Consider the following 14,938-nt stretch of genomic DNA (forward strand, 5'->3'; position numbering starts at 1 on the left):
ATTCAGGGCGGTGCCCGTCACATGCCCGGCATCATATTGGCATTCATGTGGTACATCACCCACAGGGAGCCAAACAGGGTGATAAACAGCAGCACCGCCGTAAAGATGAGTGCCAGCATGTTCCAGCCACCCTCCGAGTGAAAGTTCATGTGCAGGAAGTACACCATGTGCACCACAATCTGCACCACGGCAAAGGCCAGAATCACCATCACGGTGACATTTTGGGAGGTAAACACATCGCCCATCACCAGCCAGAAGGGAATGGCGGTGAGAAACACCGAGGCCAGAAAGCCGATCATGTAGCCGCTAAAGCTGGCGTGGGGGCCTTCTTCCTCGTGGTGGTCGTGATCGTTATGTGAGTGATGATCGCTCATGACATGGACCCCATCAGATAAACAAAGGTAAAGACACCAATCCAGACCACGTCCAAAAAGTGCCAGAACATAGACAGACAATAAACCCGGCGACGGTTAGCGGTGTTCAAGCCGTGCTTGTTGATCTGCACCAGCAGGGTCACCAACCAGATGCAGCCAAAGGTGACGTGCAGACCGTGGGTGCCGACCAAGGCAAAAAAGGCCGACAAAAAGGCGCTGCGCTGGGGACCGGCACCGAGGTGGATCATGTGCTGGAATTCGTACAGCTCCACCGCCAAAAAGCACAGGCCCAGAAAGCCGGTGATCATCAGCCAGGTCATCGTGCCCTTCACTTTTTTCTGCTGCATTTGCAGCATGGCAAAGCCATAGGTGATGGACGACAACAGCAGGAAGGTGGTGTTCAGCGCCACCAGAGGCAGGTCAAACAGCTCGGCCCCCGTTGGGCCACCGGCGTAGGCCGAGCTGAGCACGCCATAGGTGGCAAACAGGGCCGCAAAGATGAGGCAGTCGCTCATCAGATAGAGCCAGAAACCCAGCAGGGTGCCGTTGGCAACGTGGTGCTCGCCGGTTACCAGAAATTCGCGTTTTCCGGTTTCGTTGGTAGACACGGTGGTAGACACGGTCGTAGACATCAGGCAATTACCTCATCGCGTTTGGCCTCGGTCTCGGCCACTTCCTCAGCGGGGATGTAGTAATCCCGGTTGTAATTGAAGGTATGGATGATGGTGCCGCCAACCAGTGCCGCGAAGGACAGCCCGGCCAGCAACCACATGTGCCAGATCATGGCGAAACCAAATACCGTGGCGATACCGGCAATCACAATCCCCGCCGCGGTGTTTTTGGGCATATGGATCGGCAGGAAGCCATCCTTGGGCCGCTCAAAACCTTCGGCTTTCATTTGCCACCAGGCATCGTTGTCGTAGACCTTGGGTGTGAAAGCAAAGTTGTACTTGGGCGGCGGCGAACTAGTGGACCACTCCAGGGTGCGGCCATTCCAGGGGTCACCGGTTTCATCCCGCAGGAACTCGCGCTTGCGGTAGCTGGCGTAGAACTGCATCAGGAAGCAGAAGATACCGATGGCCACCAGCACCGCACCGAACAGGGCGATCTGGAACCAGATCTGCAGGGACGGATCATCAAACTGGCTCATGCGGCGGGTCACCCCCATCAGGCCGAGCACGTACAGCGGCATAAAGGCAAAGTAGAAACCCACCAGCCAGAACCAGAAGGACAGCTTGCCCCAGAATTCATCCAGCTTGTAACCGGTTACCTTGGGGTACCAGTAAGCGATCGCGGCAAACACCCCGAACACCACCCCGCCGATAATCACGTTGTGAAAGTGGGCGATCAGGAACAGGCTGTTATGCAGCACAAAGTCCGCCGGGGGCACGGCCAGCAGCACGCCGGTCATACCGCCGATCACAAAGGTGACCATAAAGCCGATGGTCCACAGCATGGGCACATCGAATTTGATCCGGCCCCGATACATGGTGAACAGCCAGTTGAAAATCTTCGCCCCGGTGGGGATGGAGATAATCATGGTGGTGATACCAAAAAAGCTGTTCACCGTGGCGCCGCTGCCCATGGTAAAGAAGTGGTGCAGCCATACCAGGTAGGACAGGATGGTGATCACCACAGTGGCGTAAACCATGGAGGAGTATCCGAACAGGCGCTTGCCGGAATAGGTGGCGACAATCTCGGAGAACACCCCGAAGATCGGCAGAATCAGGATATATACTTCCGGGTGACCCCAAATCCAGATCAGGTTCACGTACATCATGGCGTTGCCGCCAAGATCATTGGTGAAGAAGTTCATGTCCAGGTAGCGGTCCAGAGACAACAGCGCCAGTACCGCCGTCAACACCGGGAAGGCCGCCACAATCAGCACGTTAGTACACAGGGCCGTCCAGGTGAACACCGGCATTTTCATCATGTTCATGCCGGGGGCGCGCATCTTGACGATGGTCACCACAAAGTTGACCCCGGAGAGCAGGGTCCCCACCCCGGCGATCTGCAAGGCCCATATATAGTAGTCCACCCCGACCCCGGGACTCTGCATGATCCCCGTTAGTGGCGGGTAGGCAAGCCAGCCCGATTTGGCGAACTCACCCACAAACAGTGAGACCATGATCAACACCGCGCCAGAGGCCGTCATCCAGAAGCTGAAGTTATTCAGGAAGGGAAAGGCCACATCCCGGGCGCCAATCTGCAGGGGCACGATGTAGTTCATCAGGCCAACTACAAAGGGCATCGCCACAAAGAAGATCATGATGACGCCGTGGGCGGTGAATATCTGATCGTAGTGATCTGGCGGCAGATACCCCGCCGAATCTCCAAAGGCGATCGCCTGCTGAATCCGCATCATCAAGGCGTCGGCAAAGCCCCGCAGCAACATCACGATACCCAGGATCATGTACATCACACCGATGCGTTTGTGGTCGATGCTGGTGATCCACTCCCGCCACAGGTAGCCCCAGACCTTGTACTTGGTCAGCGCCACAACCAGGGCAATGCCACCGATGGCCACCATGCTAAAAGTGGCCAGAATGATCGGGTCGTGCAGCGGGATCGAGTCCCAGGTGAGCCGACCGAAAATCAGCTTGCTCAATTCAACGTTGTCAGACATGGGAAGTACTGGCGCCCCTTAAAATCTGTGAAAAATCTGCGCAGTTCGGCAATCGTCCTGCGGTATCAATGTGCTTTGTGACCATGGTGCTCATGCCCGTCGAAAGGGCTGTGCTTTTTGGCGTGGCCCTTGTGCCCTGCCATCATGTCCTTCATACACATCGTGCCCGGGTCGACGCAGCGGTTGAGAATCTTGTCGTAGAGCTCGGGCATGATGTCGGTGTAGTAGGCCACTGGGTGATATTCGCTGGGCTTTTCCAGCGCCTTGTAGGTTTCGTAGCTCAGGGCCTCGCCCTCACTGCGCACCTTGGCCACCCACTGGTCAAACTTGGCCTCAGACTTCCCGAGGAAGGTAAAGCGCATGCCGTTAAAGCCGGCCCCGGAATAGTTGGCGGAGAAGCCTTCGTAACTGCCTACTTCGTTAATCACCGCGTGCAGCTGGGTCTCCATGCCGCCCATGGCATAAATCTGCCCCGCCAATGCCGGAATATAGAAGGAGTTCATCATGGTGGTGGCGGTGATCTTGAACTGGATCGGCCGGTCCACCGGCGCCGCCAGCTCGTTGACCGTGGCAATGCCGTACTCGGGGTAGAAGAACAACCATTTCCAGTCCATGGCGACCACTTCTACCACCAAGGTTTCGACCCCCTCGGGGATGGGCTGCTTCTCGGCGATACGCTCTAGCGGCCGATAGGGATCAAGTTTGTGGGTGCTCACCCAGGTGAGGGCGCCCAGGGCAATGATGATGGCCAGCGGCGCAGCCCAGATCACCAGCTCCAGCTTGGTGGAGTGATCCCAGTCGGGCGAATAGGTCGCATCCCGGTTGGAGCTGCGGTAGCGCCAGGCAAACAGCAGGGTCATCACAATGACCGGCACCACAATCAGCAGCATCAGGATGGTGGCCCAGATAATCAGGTCGGCCTGCTGGGCGGCAATATCGCCTGAGGGCGACATAACCACCCAGTCGCAGCCCGGCAACAGAACCGCTGCGGCGGCGAGCGGCAGGGCTTTTTTCAGCGAAGGAGAGGGTAAAATCGACATTAGCGCTCGCAAATCCGGCTATTGAATTCGGATGCAGACTTTAAGCGAAAGCAACACCTGTTTGAATTGGACAATTTGTCCTATGGTTGCACTGAGGCAAAGCGAGTAGTCTTGCCCCACTTTGTGATGAACTACCCGGAAGAACTCCGCGCATGGCCAATGTAAGCACACCGCAATCCCACCACACCGATATGCAAACCCCCGCCGGGCACTCACCCCTGGCCCCCGCAGAAATCGCGGTGGGAGTTACCATCGGTCGCGCCTCCGAGCACTTTGACTTTTTCGTGTTCGGCATCGCCTGTGTACTGGTGTTCCCCGGTGTGTTCTTCCCCTTCACCGACCGGCTGGACGGCACCCTCTACAGCTTTGCCATTTTCGCCATGGCCTTTGTGTCCCGGCCCTTCGGTACCGCCCTGTTTATGGCGATACAACGCCACTGGGGACGCAGTGTCAAACTCAGTTCTTCGCTGTTTTTGCTGGGCACCGCCACCGCCGGCATCGCCTTTCTGCCCGGCTACGAGACACTGGGCGGTTGGTCGATCTTCCTGCTGGCCCTGTTCCGCACTCTACAAGGCATTGCCCTGGGCGGTTCCTGGGACGGCCTGCCCTCGCTGCTTGCCCTGAACGCTCCGAAGGCCAAACGCAACTGGTACACCATGTTCGGCCAGTTAGGCGCGCCAATGGGTTTCCTGCTGGCCAACCTGTTGTTCTTCTATCTAGTCAGTGCGGTCAGCGCCGAGGACTTTCAGGCCTGGGCATGGCGCTACCCCTTCTTTGTGGCCTTTGCCATCAACGTGGTCGCCCTGTTCGCCCGCCTGCGCCTGGTGCTGACGGAAGAATATACCCTGGCCCTGGAAGAGAGTGCGCTGAACCCGGTAAGCACCCAGGAACTGCTCGACAAGCAAGGGCCCCATATTTTCCTGGGCGCCTTCGCCGCGCTGTCCAGCTATGCCCTGTTCCACATTGTGACCATCTTTCCCCTGTCATGGATTTCCATTAATGCCTCCCAGGAAATCCACCGGGTGCTGTACATCCAGATTTTCGGTGCCGTGGTCGGTTTTGTGGCGACCCTGGCCTCGGGCCTGATCGCCAACCGCATCGGCAAGCGCAATACCGTAGGCTTGATGGCGGTGCTGATCGGGGTGTTTGCCATCCTTTCCCCCCTGTTGATGAGCGGCTCACCCGCCCTGCAAAACACCTTTATTCTGCTGGGCTTTGCCCTGCTGGGCGTGTCCTACGGCCAGTCTGCCGGCACCGTAACCGCCAAACTGGAGCGCCGCTACCGTTACGCCGGCGCCGCCCTTACCTCCGACTTTGCCTGGCTGTTTGGCGCCGCCTTTGCCCCCCTGATCGCGCTGGGCGTATCCGTTCATTTTGGTCTGGCCGCAGTGAGTCTCTACCTGTTGTCTGGCACCATCTGTACGCTGCTGGCCCTGCGTATCAGCCGGTCACTGGAAGGGCAGGCCCAGTAAACCTTACCACCTGCCCCACAAACAAAAACGCCAGCACGCTAAACACGTGCTGGCGTTTGACGTTTTACCTGCCAGAATTAAAAGCGATACTCCGCTGCAACACCGAAAGTCCGGGGCGGCGCGGCTGACACTGCATCCCCTGCAGCAGAGCTGTTGCCGTAATAGGAGTACTCCTCGTCCATCAGGTTTTTCACGAAGAATTTAAATTTCCACTCCTCATCAGCGGTGGTGAAGCTGAGGTCGGCGTTGACCAGTTCGTAGGACGGCTGCTCATGGCGATTTTCAGGCTCCCAGAAGTAACCGTCGTTGTAATAGTAATTCGCGCTGGCAACCACCTCGCCCGCGGCCACCTGCCAGGCGTAGCTCACCCCAAAATTAAAGGTGAAATCCGGTGTGCGGATCACCTTGTTGCCGGACAGATCCGCTGAGGACTGGGCGTTGCCACCGATACCGATCGGGGTGTTGACCGTGCCATCCGGGTAATCCGTGTACTCGCTCTCGGTCACCGACAAACCTGCGGTCAGGGTCAAGGCCTCGCTCACCAGCCACAGAGCATCCAGCTCCAGACCGTAGATCTCGGCGGCTGCCGCGTTGACCAGGAAGGCCGAGCCCTGCTCTACCCGTTGCAGCTGCACGTCTTTGTAGTCGTAGAAAAATACCGAGCCGTTCAAGCGCAGGCTGGACGCCAACAGATCTGACTTAAAGCCCACTTCATAGGCATCCAGGGTTTCGGGGTCCACCGGATCAGCCGGAAAGCCCGCCAGGTTGTAGACGCCGCTCTTGAAGCCACGGCTGATGCTAGCAAACAGCAGCATATCGTCATTGAGCTGATGATCCAGGGACACCCGCCAAGTGGGCTCGACCCAATCCTCCTCCAGCTCGTCGGTGACGGTGTAATAGCCAACCGGCATCATTGAGCCATCGGCATTGTAGAAGGTCAGGTCGGCGTCCAGCTTCCGCTCATCTTTGGTGCCGCGCACGCCCAAAGTCAACTTGGTTGTGTCGGTCAGCAGGTAGTCCCCCTGCAAGAACACCGAATAGGAGGTGGTGTCCTGAGCGTTGGTGGAGGTCAGGAAGGGCGAGGGCATGCCGACCACGTAAAGTTCAAAGGGTGCGTAATCGGCGGTGGAGTCCATGTAAAAGAACCCCACTATCCAGTTAAAGGGCCCATCATTGGTGGAGGTCAACTGGAACTCCTGGGTGACCGTCTCGGTGGTATAGCTCAAGTCAGCAGACTGGAATAACAGCGCCGAGGCATCGACATCCATAAACTGCTCGATGTCGTTGTCCTGCCAGGCGCTAATGCTAAGCAGATCAAAATGCTCGAAGCTGTGGCTAACATGGAGTGAAACGCCGGAATCTTCCGCGTTTGAAAAAACGTCCTTTTCCGTGGCCACGTCGTACCAATCGCCGGTGTACCTGGAGGCATTCTGAGCCGCAAAGGCGCCGCAGGTGGCCGGGTCAGGGTTGGGCCCCGCGAGGCAGCCCTGGTAATAGACCGCGCCATCAGCACCAAGGAACCCCGGCGCCACCTGCCGCGCCATCCCGATATCCCCCTCACTGTCGGTATAACTCAGACCCAGTTTTATTTCGGTTTTGTCCGAGGGCATCAGCAAAAACTTGCTGCGCAAGGCGGTGGTACTGGCCAGGTTGACATCATTACCGGTGACCCGGTTTTTCCCCCATCCTTTGTCCTGATCTTCGTACAACACCGCCAAATCTGCCGCCAGGGTGTCACTGAGGGGGCCTGTAATGTAGAGCTTGCTACCGACGGTGTTGTAGTTGCCGATGGAGCCTTCCAATTTACCGCCAAACTCCGTTGAGGGGTCTTTGGTAATCACATGAATCAAACCGCCGGTGGCATTGCGGCCAAACAGCGTCCCCTGAGGGCCTTTCAAGACCTCTATGCGCTCGACATTATTAAACGACATGGTATTGGAGCGGGTGGTTGGCGAGTAAACACCATCGACATACATGGCAATACTGCTTTCGTCCCCCGCCGCTGCTGACTGGGTGCCCACGCCGCGCAGATACGGCGTGCTGGAGCTGGTCTGTCGCCCCGCCTGCAGGCCCGGTGTGACGATACTGAGATCGTCGGTGGTGGTGATGCCTTTTTGCTCCAGGGTGGCGGCGGTAAAAGCGGAGATTGCGACCGGCACTTCTTGTTGATTCTCTGCCCGCTTCTGGGCCGTCACTACAACCTCTTCTAACACCGGACCTGCGTTGACCGCAGTGACAGGGAACAGGAGCAGCCAAGCACGACAAAATGACGAATACCGTTTCGTTTTCATGTAGATCAATTCTCCAGCAATTATGATTTTTATTTCGATAGTTGCATTGCGAACGGGGACCGCTACGTCACAAAGTCAACTATCTTATGGCATAACCTTACTGTTATTTTCTACGCTGCAAGCCGGGTATCGTCGTCTGAAACGACGATATAAAACACGCCAACCACACCGCTTTCAAAAATTTCAGCCCACTACTTTTCACTAGAAAAGAAGTGCGTATTTGTGCTCCTCGAAACTATTTTCCCACACGACATCACCGGCCTTCTTTTGAATCCCGCCTTGACCCCAACACGGCGCCCAGACACACTAGCTCGCGCCGGGCAACACAAAGTTACTTTTTTGATGATTTGCGTTAAAGCAGGTCAATCAAGCGCCGCCCTCCCAGGCAGTACCGCCCGCGGAAAGTTTGACTGGAGAAAAGGACGTTGAAGAAAGTTAAACAAGCCCTGCTCATCGATGATGTGAAGACCAGTCGCTATCTCAACCGACTGGTGCTCACCCAGTCCGGTGTGGCACACAACATTGTCGAGATGACAAACGCGCACGACACTCTGGACTACCTGGTCACACCAACTGAGCTGGGCTACCCCACACCTGAGCTGATTATGTTAGAGCTGGCATTGGCAGACGGGAGCAGCTGGGATTTTTTGGACAGCTTCGCCGAGTTGCCCGAAGAGTGTACTTACAAAAGCATTATCTGCGTGCTGAGCGATGCGAATATCCAGGAAAATTTGCAGCGTGCCAGAGGCAACAAATGGGTGAAGCATTTCATCACCAAACCCCTCACCCTGGGCAAAATCGCGAATATCATGACCGCTAACTTCAATCGCTAAGCGCGTATCAGATCACGTCCGCTAAACAGAACCGCCGCACCGTGTCGACCAGCTCTGCCCGCTGAAACGGCTTACCAAAATGACCGTTCATGCCCGCATCAAGGCAGGCCTGAACCTCCTCTGCCATCACATTGGCCGTCATCGCCACAATGGGCAAGTTGGCAAACCTGGGGTTGCGCCGAATCATGCGGGTGGCCTCGACCCCGTTGGTGCCCGGCATTTGCATATCCATAAAGACCAGGTCGAACTCTGCCGCCGACTCAAGCAAGGCCAGGGCCTGCTCGGCACTCGCAGCACACTCAACCTCGGCGCCCTCCATCATCAGCGACTGTTCTGCCACCACCCGATTCACCGGCATATCATCTACCACTAGCACCCGAATGCCGGCCAGCGGCAAGCCCGACTCGAGGGACGAAGGCACAGCGGCTTTGGCCGTCGCGCCCATAGTTTCCCGCAGGCGCGCAATCAATTGCCCCGGCGTGTAGGGCAGCGCCATTGTGGTGGCTACCTCTGCCAGCGCCGGCAACCGGGACGCCCCCAGAGCGGCCGATCGGATCAGCAAGGCCGGCAACCGATGACTGGAAAGCGCCGACGCGACCACCTTCGCCGCCTCATTACCGAAGGCGCGGCCCGCAACGACCACGGCAATATCGAGGTTATTTGGCGCCGCGCCCAGAAATGCCACCACACCAGCAGCGTCGGTACGCACCACCTCCAGGCCAGTTTGGCCCAGGTCCTTGGCAACACAATCGCCCAGCAAATCTGCCTCGGCCACCAGCAGCGCCCGGGTACCCGCCAGTAAGTCGGACGTCACCTGAACTGGCCTGGACGCGCCAGGCAACGCCAGAGCCACCCGAAAACAGCTGCCTTTACCCAATTGGCTGGTTACCGAAATGGTCCCACCCATCAGCTCAACCAGCCGCTGACTGATCGCCAAACCAAGGCCGCTGCCGCCATAACGGCGAGAGGTGCTGTGGCTCGCTTGCTCAAAGCCACCAAAAATCCGAGCCAGGAAATCTTTGCCCATGCCGACGCCGGTGTCCTCAATCTCCATTGCCACAGCGAGCCGCTCACCGGGCAGCCGCTGGGTTTCCACCCGCACGGACACGTAGCCCTCGTCGGTAAATTTAATGGCATTGCCGATGAGGTTAACCAGCACTTGCTTGATCCGCAGATCGTCCCCTCGCACGGTTTCGGGCAAGTCAAAGGGCAACTCAAAAAACAGCTCGAAGGATTTATCCTGCATGTTGCCGGACAGGATGGTCGCGACCTCCTCCAGCATGGCCTCCAGGTTGAATTCCCGCTCACTCAGCGCCAGTTTGCCCGCTTCGATTTTGGAGAAATCCAGAATGTCGTTGAGCAACAACAGCAACGAACTGGCCGCCACATGGGCCTTGTCCACATAGTCTCGCTGCTGGGTGTTGAGGGCGTTATGCTGCAGCAGGCTCAACATGCCCAGCACCGAATTCATCGGGGTGCGTATTTCGTGACTCATGTTGGCCAGAAAGCTGGATTTTGCCGCGCTGGCGGCGTCGGATTGCGCTTTGGCCACGCGCAAATTTTGCTCCAGTTCCACCTCAGCGGTGATATCGCGGTTAAAGCCAGTGATCTTTTGCACCTCGCCAGACTTATCTCTCAGCACCATGCCGCCGGCCTGAATGACCCGGCCTCGGCCTGAGGGCAAATCCAGGCGGAACTCGGGAGCGAAATCCCGCCGTCCTGACAACGCATCGTCCAGATGCTGTACGACCAGCTCCCGGTCCTGCTCGGCGACCCGGGAAATCCAGTGTTCATAATTCAGGCCATTGCCAGCGAGGGATTTCGGCTGTTCGTACAGCTCGAACATTTTGTCGTTCCAATCCAGGGCATCATCGCCGGGATACCAGGTCCACACCCCCAAGTGGGCCACCTCGGAGGCAATCGACAACTTACTCAGGGCCGCTTGCAGCTCCTGCTGAGACTCCTGTTGCTGCGTAATATCCAGGGCAATCAGCAAATAACCGACAACCCCTCCCTCGCCATCACGAATTGCACTGAGCATCAGTTGCGCCGGCAACAGCCGACCACTCTTGCGTCGTAATTGAGACTCGCAAATCTCGGCCTTGCCGGCATCCGCGCCGAACACCAGCGCCGCCAAGGGTGGCAAATCCAGGCCCTCACTGGCGCGCACCTCCGCCTGCATTTGTGCCAATGCCGCGGGGTCGACCAGATCGGTCAGCGACAGCTTTCCGACCGCCTCACTGTCGTGATAGCCCATCAGGTTGACCGCGCCCGAATTGAACACGGTAACGCGACCCTCACTGTCACTGGCCACCACGGCCACTTGGGTCGCCGCATCCATAATGCTGCCTAACAGCCGGTTGAGTTGGCTCAACTCCACGGTGCGGGCGGCCACCTGGCGCTCCAGGCGCTCGTTAATTTCTCTGATACTGGCATCGAGCTGCTTCTGCTTGGCAATATCCCGCACCGTCAGCGACAGTGTCAGCGGGCCTTTGCTCTGGCTGCGCACCACCGACGGGCTGATTTCAACAGGAACCCGTCCGCCAAACTTGGTCTGCCATTGGCCTTCGACACCGTCCGGTTCGCTGTCCACTCGGGCGAGAGTGTCCTCAATCAATGATGAGATAAGCCCCTTCTGATCGACCAGATCGGCGAGATCATGGCCCACCGCATCCGCTTTGCTATACCCCAGCATCAGCTCTGCGCCCCGGTTCCAACTCAGCACGGTACCCGCTGGGCTAACCGAGATAATGGCATCGGCGGAGCTCTCCACCAGGCTGGCCAAATTCTGCTCTTCTGCCCGAATCCGCCGGTGATTCTCCCGGGTTTTGCTGATCGAACCCGCCAGCAGTGCGAGCAATAGCGACACCACCCCACCGATGGCAAATACTGCCAGCGGCGAATTTAATGCCAGCGACGCCACAAACTGCTCACTCGCCTGCACCTGAGCCTGCCAGCGCCGACCATAGACCGTAAATTGGTCCGTGCTGACCAGATCAATCAACCGCCCTGAAAACTTGCCCGTAAAGAAGGGCTCGTCGTAGGTTTCATCGGTAATATCGTGGAGAGTCAGGCGGACCCGGTCCTGAAAAATATCGGCATCGGCGAGCACCTCTTCCATCAGCAGCGGCGCATAACTCCAGCCATAGGCCAGGGCGCGCCGCTCAGCCTCATTGGGCGGAAGCGCAGCAGATTCAAACACCGGCATCATGATCAGAAAGGACTTCAGGGCCTCGCCGCTGGCCTGCACCAGGGTAATCGGGCCGGTAAGCCGCACCTGCCCCGTGCGCATGGACTCCTCAGCGGCCCAGCGCCGATTTGCCTCCGAGGCAATATCCAACCCCACCGCCTGCACATTGCGGTATACCGGCTCGATGTACTGAATGACAAAGCGCTCACCATCATGGGGGGTGAGCTGGCGAATACTGAAGTCGGGCCAGCCATCCGCTTGAGCACGCGCCACAAATTCAGCTTCGCGCTCAATCGGCACCCGCCGAATAAAGCCGAAGCCGCGGGCACCGGGAAATTCGCTGTCGGTATCACGGGTTTCGCTGTAGCGCCGGAAGGCCTGGCGGCTAAGCCCCTCCGGCCCCAGGCTCACCATCGCACCGCGCGCCCCTCGGAGCCCGTACTGATACAATTCGATTCGGTCGCTCACCCGGGCGACGACCTGATCTGTCAGACTCGCCAGCTGTTGTTGCATCTCCCGCTGGTTGCGCAATTCAAGGCCCCAGGCAATGGCACCGCTCACCGCAAGAGACACCAGCAGAACGCCCCAGGTTGGCCGCATTGTCAGTATTGCTTTCACGGTTTTTGCCATCCTGCACTCCCCTGCGCACAGCCTGCATAGAATAATGCGCTGATGCCGACAGTATTACCTGCAGAGTAAACGGAAAACCAGCACAATAGAACGCACAAAAATCAATGAATTAGCATACCGCGCCTAAGGTCGTTCCCCGGCTGACGCGCGCGAGGCGCCAACACCGCTCGCATTATGGTATGCTCGTGTATTATTATGCAGCGAATCTTATTACCACTCTGCCGCGACAGAGTGATGCGCAAACCGACAACAGGACCAGGATATGTCTGACCAGGCCATTGATTACGCCGTCGACTCACGGGGTGTCGCCACCATCACCCTGACCCGCCCCGAGATTCACAATGCCTTTGACGACGTGGTGGTTGGCGCGTTGAGCGAGGCCTTTAAAAAGGCGGGCGAAGACCCGGCTGTTCGCGCGGTTATTCTGGCCTCCACCGGCAAAAGCTTTTGTGCTGGCGGCGACCTGAACTGGATGAAGCGCATGGCCAAGTACGGCTATGAAGAAAACCTGCGCGACTCCACCATTCTGGCTGAAATGCTGCGCCGCCTGAACACCCTGCCCAAGCTGACCATCGCACGGGTGCAAGGCCCTGCCTTTGGCGGTGGCGTGGGCCTGGTAAGCTGCTGTGACATGGCGATTGCCGCCCCCCAAGCCGCGTTTTGTCTGAGCGAGGTCAAAGTGGGTATGATTCCGGCAACCATCAGCCCCTATGTCATCAATGCCATTGGCGAGCGCGCCTCGCGCCGGTATTTCACCACCGCTGAATTGATCACCGCCGAGAAAGCACATACCCTTGGTCTGGTTTCCGAGCTGGTGGAGGCTGACCAGCTCGACGACACCATCGACGGTATTCTGAAAGGCCTGTTGCGCAATGGCCCACGTGGCGTTGGCGAAGCCAAGCGCCTGGTACTGGATTACGCCAACCAGGAAATCACCCCGGATTTGATCGCCGATAGCAGCAAGCGCATCGCCGAAACCCGGGGCTCTGATGAAGGTCAGGAAGGTCTTACTGCCTTCCTCGAAAAGCGCAAGCCCAACTGGATTCAATAAGCCCCTGTCTAAACACGGGACACCCACTCACCGAAAACACTGACGTTTAGGTAAAACACTATGAGCGACGACAAAACGGTTCTGATTGCCAATGGCCAGGGTTTCTGGGGCGACAGCCTCCTGGGCCCCAAGCGCCTGGTAGAAGAAGGCCCTCTGGATTATCTGACCCTGGATTACCTGGCCGAGGTCACCATGAGCATCATGCAGAAGCAGAAACTGCGCAACCCAGAAGCGGGCTACGCCACTGACTTCGTATCCATGCTCAAGGAAATCCTGCCGACCTGTAAAGAAAAGGGCATCAAGGTCATTGCCAACGCCGGTGGTGTTAACCCCAAGGGCTGCCTGAAGGCCATTAAAGAGGTGGTTAAAGAGCTGGGCCTGACGGGCATCAAGATCGGTATCGTTGAGGGTGACGACATCCTCGACCAGCTGCCCGAGCTGATCGCCTCTGGCGAAGAGTTCAAAAACCTAGACACCGGCGCGCCGATTCAGGACGTGCTCGACAAAATCTCCAGCGCCAACGTGTACATCGGTGCCAAGCCCATCGCTGACGCGCTGGATCAAGGTGCTGACATCGTGGTTACCGGCCGTGCCACCGACCCCTCTGTGGTGGTTGCGCCCCTGATCCACGAATTCGGCTGGTCCATGGAAGACTACGACAAACTGGCCGCCGGCACCGTGATGGGCCACATCCTCGAGTGCGGCGCCCAGTGTACCGGCGGTAACTACAACGGCTGGCGCGACGTGCCCAACTTTGCCCGCATCGGCTACCCCATTGTCGAAGCCAAGGCAGACGGCACCTTCACCGTGACCAAGCACGAAGGCACCGGCGGTCTGGTCACCGTTGATACCGTGGTATCTCAGATCATGTACGAACTGGGCGACCCGAAAAACTACCTCGGCCCCGACTGCAAATCTGACTTCACCACCATCCAGATGGAGCAGGACGGCAAAGACCGGGTTAAGGTCTGGGGCATCAAAGGCAGCGAGCCCACCCCGACCTACAAAGTGTCTATGGCCTTTGAAAACGGCTACAAAATCGTCGGTCAGCTGACCTACACCGCCCCCGACGCGGTGGAGAAAGCTGAACTGGCCGCCGAAATCCTGTTTGAGCGGGTGGGCATGTACGGCAAAGAGATCCCCAAAGAAGATCGCTTTGTAGAACTGTTTGGCACCAACGTCTGCTACAAGGGCATCTACAAGCAAGAGCAGGAGCCCGGCGAAGTCATGCTGCGTGTTGGCGCCAAGAGCGACGACAAAAACCTGCTCAACATCCTCGGCCGTGAACTGGCCCCGCTGATCACTAGCGGCCCCGTTGGCGTGACTGGCTTTGCCGCAGGTCGTCCCCGCCCCACCGAGATCGTGGGCTACTGGCCGGCGCTGATGGACAAAACCAAAGTACACACCACTGTCACCGTAGAGGAAGTTTAA

At 57.9% G+C, this 14,938-nt stretch carries 10 protein-coding genes; 4 read left to right on the top strand and 6 right to left on the bottom strand.

Annotated elements, in window-relative coordinates; all coding sequences use genetic code 11:
* Positions 1-17: 17 nt before the first annotated feature.
* The 4 genes from cyoD to cyoA all read right to left on the bottom strand — a co-directional run bounded on the left by cyoD (position 18) and on the right by cyoA (position 4,040).
* Positions 18-374 carry a cytochrome o ubiquinol oxidase subunit IV gene (cyoD, locus tag NCG89_RS07220; RefSeq protein ID WP_349631929.1) on the bottom strand — a complete coding sequence of 119 codons (357 nt, stop codon included), beginning with the start codon at positions 372-374 and terminating at the stop codon, positions 18-20.
* Positions 371-1,006, bottom strand: coding sequence for a cytochrome o ubiquinol oxidase subunit III (cyoC, locus tag NCG89_RS07225; RefSeq protein WP_251089089.1), 636 nt, complete (start codon positions 1,004-1,006; stop codon positions 371-373). The genes cyoD and cyoC overlap by 4 nt, the downstream gene beginning before the upstream one ends.
* Positions 1,006-3,000 carry a cytochrome o ubiquinol oxidase subunit I gene (cyoB, locus tag NCG89_RS07230; protein ID WP_251089090.1) on the bottom strand — a complete coding sequence of 665 codons (1,995 nt, stop codon included), beginning with the start codon at positions 2,998-3,000 and terminating at the stop codon, positions 1,006-1,008. The genes cyoC and cyoB overlap by 1 nt, the downstream gene beginning before the upstream one ends.
* Before the next feature lie 65 nt (positions 3,001-3,065).
* On the bottom strand, positions 3,066-4,040 hold the full coding sequence (gene cyoA, locus NCG89_RS07235) for a ubiquinol oxidase subunit II (protein ID WP_251089091.1): 975 nt from the start codon (positions 4,038-4,040) through the stop codon (positions 3,066-3,068).
* Positions 4,041-4,192: 152 nt separating this feature from the next.
* Between cyoA and NCG89_RS07240 the strand changes: the two genes are divergently transcribed.
* Positions 4,193-5,512: an MFS transporter gene (locus NCG89_RS07240; protein WP_251089092.1), complete on the top strand. Its 1,320-nt coding sequence runs from the start codon at positions 4,193-4,195 to the stop codon at positions 5,510-5,512.
* Positions 5,513-5,589: 77 nt separating this feature from the next.
* Here the strand turns inward: NCG89_RS07240 and NCG89_RS07245 are convergent, their stop codons facing one another.
* On the bottom strand, positions 5,590-7,803 hold the full coding sequence (locus tag NCG89_RS07245; RefSeq protein WP_251089093.1) for a TonB-dependent receptor: 2,214 nt from the start codon (positions 7,801-7,803) through the stop codon (positions 5,590-5,592).
* Positions 7,804-8,228: 425 nt separating this feature from the next.
* On the opposite strand from NCG89_RS07245, the gene NCG89_RS07250 reads away from it, so the two are divergent.
* Positions 8,229-8,636: a response regulator gene (locus tag NCG89_RS07250; protein ID WP_251089094.1), complete on the top strand. Its 408-nt coding sequence runs from the start codon at positions 8,229-8,231 to the stop codon at positions 8,634-8,636.
* 7 nt (positions 8,637-8,643) lie between these two features.
* On the opposite strand, the gene NCG89_RS07255 is transcribed toward NCG89_RS07250, so the two are convergent.
* Positions 8,644-12,456 carry a PAS domain-containing hybrid sensor histidine kinase/response regulator gene (locus NCG89_RS07255; protein ID WP_251089095.1) on the bottom strand — a complete coding sequence of 1,271 codons (3,813 nt, stop codon included), beginning with the start codon at positions 12,454-12,456 and terminating at the stop codon, positions 8,644-8,646.
* A gap of 262 nt (positions 12,457-12,718) precedes the next feature.
* On the opposite strand from NCG89_RS07255, the gene NCG89_RS07260 reads away from it, so the two are divergent.
* Positions 12,719-13,507, top strand: a complete 789-nt coding sequence (locus NCG89_RS07260; RefSeq protein ID WP_251089096.1) for an enoyl-CoA hydratase/isomerase family protein — start codon at positions 12,719-12,721, stop codon at positions 13,505-13,507.
* Between the two features lie 60 nt (positions 13,508-13,567).
* Complete coding sequence (locus NCG89_RS07265; protein WP_251089097.1) at positions 13,568-14,938, top strand: acyclic terpene utilization AtuA family protein; 1,371 nt, start codon at positions 13,568-13,570, stop codon at positions 14,936-14,938.

Origin of the sequence: Spongiibacter taiwanensis (assembly GCF_023702635.1) — a bacterium.
GTDB lineage: Bacteria > Pseudomonadota > Gammaproteobacteria > Pseudomonadales > Spongiibacteraceae > Spongiibacter > Spongiibacter taiwanensis.